Here is a 3641-nt window from a genome sequence, read left to right as displayed (position 1 = left end):
GCACGCCATGCGTGGCGTCCGCGCCGCACACCACGGCGTCGGACCGTCGCGGCCGCGCCCGGCCGACGGGTCGCCCGGGTAGTCGCCGGCGGTGCCGACCACGTGCACCCGTAGGTTCCCGCCGCTCCCGCGGCCCTGCGCGGAAGGCGCGCGGCGCTACGACAGCACCGGGAGGAACTACCGCGTCGCCGGGTGTCAGGCGTCCCGCACCGCAAGCCCCTCCGCGAGGAACTCCCCCACGTGCTCCAGGACTTGGTCCCGCCCGGCGCCCCGGAGCCCGATGGCCACGTGGATCGAGAAACCGTCGAGCAGCGCCCGCAGCCGCGCCGCGAACCGGTCCGGGTCGACGGCCGCGAACTCGCCGCGCGAGATGCCCTCGGCGAGCAGCGCCACGAGGTCGCGGTGCCAGGCGCGCTCGATGGCGGCCTGCCGTTCGCGGGCCGGGTCGTCGGCGTTCCGCGAGCGGTTCCACACCTCCAGCCAGAGCGTCCAGTGCGGGTCGCGGTGGCCGTCGGGCACGTACAGGTCGACGTACGCGTCGAGGCGCTCCCGTGCGGTGCCCGCGCCCGCGAGCAACTGGCGCCGTTCGTCGCCGAGTCGGCCCTCGCTCCACTCCAGCGTCCGCAGCAGCAGCTCGTCCTTGGAGCCGAAGTGGTACGCGAGGTGCCCGCTGCTCATGCCGACCTCGCGGCCGAGCGCGGCCATGGTGAGCCGGTCGAGCCCGCCCTCGGCGATCATCTCCATGGCCCGGGCGAGGACGGTGTCCAGGGGCGGGGCGGGGCGACGGCTCACCTCAGACCCCGGCCACGGGCTGCTGCTGCGTGATGCAGTGGATGCCGCCGCCCGCCGCGAAGATCGTCCGGGCGTCGACGAGCGTGACCGCCCGGGACGGGAACAGCCGGCGGAAGATCGCCGCGGCCTGCTCGTCGTTCGGGTCGTCGAAGCCGCACAGCACGACGCCGTCGTTGCAGAGGTAGTGGTTGATGTACGAGTAGTCGGCCCAGCCCTCGTCCTCGTCGTCGGTGAGCCGGGTCGGGGCGGGGACCTCGACGACCTCCAGCGGCCTGCCCTGCGCGTCCGTCGCCCCGGACAGCAGACCGGTGACCTCGCGGCTGACCTCGAAGTCGGGGTGGGCCGGGTCGCGCTGGGAGTGCACCACCACGACGCCCGGCGCGGCGAACGCGGCGACGATGTCGACGTGCCCGCGGGTGCCGAACTCGCCGTAGTCGCCGGTCAGTCCGCGCGGCAGCCAGATCGCCTTGGACGTGCCGATGCGCGCGTGGACCTCGGCCTCGACGCCCTCCTTGGTCCAGCCCTGGTTGCGGTCGGGGTCGAGCTGCACCGTCTCGGTCAGCAGGACGGTGCCCTCGCCGTCGACGTGGATGCCGCCGCCCTCGTTGACGAGCGGCGAGGAGTGCACGGGCGTGGCGGTGAGGTCGGCGACGTGCCGGGCGATCTTGGAGTCGTGCTCCCAGCGGGCCCAGTCCTGGGCGCCCCAGCCGTTGAACGTCCAGTCCACGGCGGCCAGTTCGCCGCTCGCGGGGTCCTTCACGAAGGTCGGACCGATGTCGCGCATCCACGCGTCGTCGAGGTCGCGCTCCACCAACTCGACGTCCGGGGTGAGCAGTTCACGGGCCGAGTCGAGCTGGCCGGTGCCGACGACCATGGTCAGGGGCTCGTGGCGGCGTACCGCGCGGGCCACCGACGCCCAGGCGCTGCGCGCGTCGGCCAGTTCCCGGTCGTCGGCGAAGGTGGGGTTGGGGCCGGGCCACGCCATCCAGGTGCGCGCGTGCGGGGCCCACTCGGGCGGCATTACATAGGTCATGGTCGAGTCCTCAGAGGAAGTAGAGACGGTTGAGGGAGACGGCCTCGGCCGGCTCGGAGCGCAGCGGTTCGCCGTCGAGGGTGACCAGGCCGGTGCGCTGGTCGACGTCCACGGCTCCGGTACGGGAGTTGAGGCGCAGGTCGGCCGGGCCGATGCCGCGGGTGCCGCGCACGGCGACGCGGCGCCTGCGCGTGGGCATCGTGTCGTGCCCGTCGTCGACGGCGGCCTGGGCGACGAAGGCGACCGACAGCTCGGCGGCGGTCGCGCCGTGGGCGCCGAACTGGGGCCCGAGGACGAGGGGTTCGCAGGTGTCGGTGGCGGCGTTCGGGTCGCCGACGACGCCGTAGGCGGGAAAGCCCGACTTGAGGACGAGTTGGGGCTTCGCGCCGAAGAACTCGGGGCGCCACAGCACGATGTCGGCCATCTTGCCGGGCTCGATCGACCCGATCTCGTGGCTGAGGCCGTGGGCGATGGCCGGGTTGATGGTCAGCTTGGCCATGTAGCGCAGGACGCGTTCGTTGTCGTGGCCGAGGCCCGGATCGCCCAGTTCGGCCTTCATCTTCCCGGCCATCGCGAACGTACGCCGCACGGTCTCGCCCGCGCGTCCCATGCCCTGCGCGTCGGAGGAGGTGATGCCGATGGCGCCCAGGTCGTGCAGCACGTCCTCGGCGCCCATCGTCCCGGCGCGGATCCGGTCGCGGGCCATGGCCGCGTCGCCCGGCAGGTCGGTCTTCAGGTCGTGGACGGAGACGATCATGCCGTAGTGCTCGGCGACGGCGTCCCGGCCGAAGGGGAGGGTGGGGTTGGTGGAGGACCCGATGACGTTGGCGACGCCCGCCATCTTCAGGACGTTCGGCACGTGGCCGCCGCCGCAGCCCTCGATGTGGAAGGCGTGGATCGTGCGCCCTTCCAGGACCTTGAGGGTGTCCTCGACCGACAGGCATTCGTTCAGGCCGTCGCTGTGCAGGGCGACCTGGACGTCGTGCTCCTCGGCGACCCGCAGCGCGGTGTCCAGCGCGCGGGTGTGCGCGCCCATGTCCTCGTGCACCTTGAACCCGCAGGCGCCGCCCTCGGCGAGGGCCTCGACGAGCGGTGCCTCGTGCGAGGACGAACCCCGGCCCAGGAAGCCGATGTTGACCGGCCAGGCGTCGAACGCGGAGAAGGCGTGCTTGAGGGCCCAGGGCGAGTTGACGCCGACGCCCCAGACCGGGCCGAACTCCTGGCCGATGAGTGTGGTGACGCCCGAGGCGAGGGAGGCCTCCATGATGCGCGGCGACAGCAGGTGCACGTGGGTGTCGACGGCTCCGGCGGTCGCGATGAGCCCTTCGCCGGACACGATGGACGTCCCGGTGCCGACGACGACGTCGACGCCGTCCAGCGTGTCCGGGTTCCCGGCCCGTCCGATCGCGTGGATGCGGCCCTCGCGGATGCCGATGGAGACCTTCCTGATCCCGAGGACGGCGTCGATGACGACGACGTTCGAGATCACGACGTCGCAGGTGTCGCGCACGGCGGCGGCCTTCAGGTGGAGCCCGTCGCGCGCCGTCTTCCCGAACCCGGCGAGGAACTCGTCGCCGTACGCCTGCGAGTCGGACTCCACCTCGACGGTGAGCCCGGAGTCGCCGAGGCGGACCCGGTCGCCGGCGCGCGGGCCGTGCGTGGCCGCGTACTCGTACGGGGTGAGGCGGCGGGCCTCGGCGGGGTGTCCTCCGGGGCGGCTCATCGGCCGGTCTCCTTGTCCTCGACTGCTCCGAGATATCCGCAGGCGGCGGCGCGGCGCAGCGCCTCCGCGCGGGCGCCGGGCGCGTCCAGCGGC

3 protein-coding genes are annotated in these 3641 nt (G+C 73.3%); all 3 read right to left on the bottom strand.

Translation table 11 applies throughout. The features are described 5' to 3' along the window. Positions 1–195: 195 nt before the first annotated feature. Genes G3I40_RS33740 through G3I40_RS33730 form a run of 3 tightly spaced genes read right to left on the bottom strand, consistent with a single transcriptional unit; the run spans position 196 to position 3548 of the window. The gene (locus G3I40_RS33740; protein ID WP_164558645.1) at positions 196–744 is read right to left on the bottom strand and encodes a TetR/AcrR family transcriptional regulator; all 549 of its coding nucleotides are present in this window, start codon (positions 742–744) and stop codon (positions 196–198) included. Between the two features lie 49 nt (positions 745–793). Further along, entirely contained in the window at positions 794–1825 is a 1032-nt protein-coding gene (locus tag G3I40_RS33735; RefSeq protein WP_164558644.1) for an agmatine deiminase family protein, read from the bottom strand. Between the two features lie 10 nt (positions 1826–1835). Continuing rightward, a complete protein-coding gene (locus tag G3I40_RS33730; protein WP_164558643.1) occupies positions 1836–3548 on the bottom strand; it encodes an urease subunit alpha in 1713 nt (570 codons plus the stop codon). Between the last annotated feature and the right edge of the window lie 93 nt (positions 3549–3641).

This window comes from Streptomyces sp. SID14478, from assembly GCF_010548525.1.
In the GTDB taxonomy this organism is placed as follows: domain Bacteria; phylum Actinomycetota; class Actinomycetes; order Streptomycetales; family Streptomycetaceae; genus Streptomyces.
Note: the sequence above shows the minus strand (reverse complement) of the source record. Positions and strands in the feature narration are given on the sequence as shown.

Excerpts from the sequence above, each read along its gene's own strand:
- G3I40_RS33740 (WP_164558645.1), bottom strand. The coding sequence starts at position 744 with ATGGAGATGATCGCCGAGGGCGGGCTCGACCGGCTCACCATGGCCGCG.
- G3I40_RS33735 (WP_164558644.1), bottom strand. The coding sequence starts at position 1,825 with ATGACCTATGTAATGCCGCCCGAGTGGGCCCCGCACGCGCGCACCTGG.
- G3I40_RS33730 (WP_164558643.1), bottom strand. The coding sequence starts at position 3,548 with ATGAGCCGCCCCGGAGGACACCCCGCCGAGGCCCGCCGCCTCACCCCG.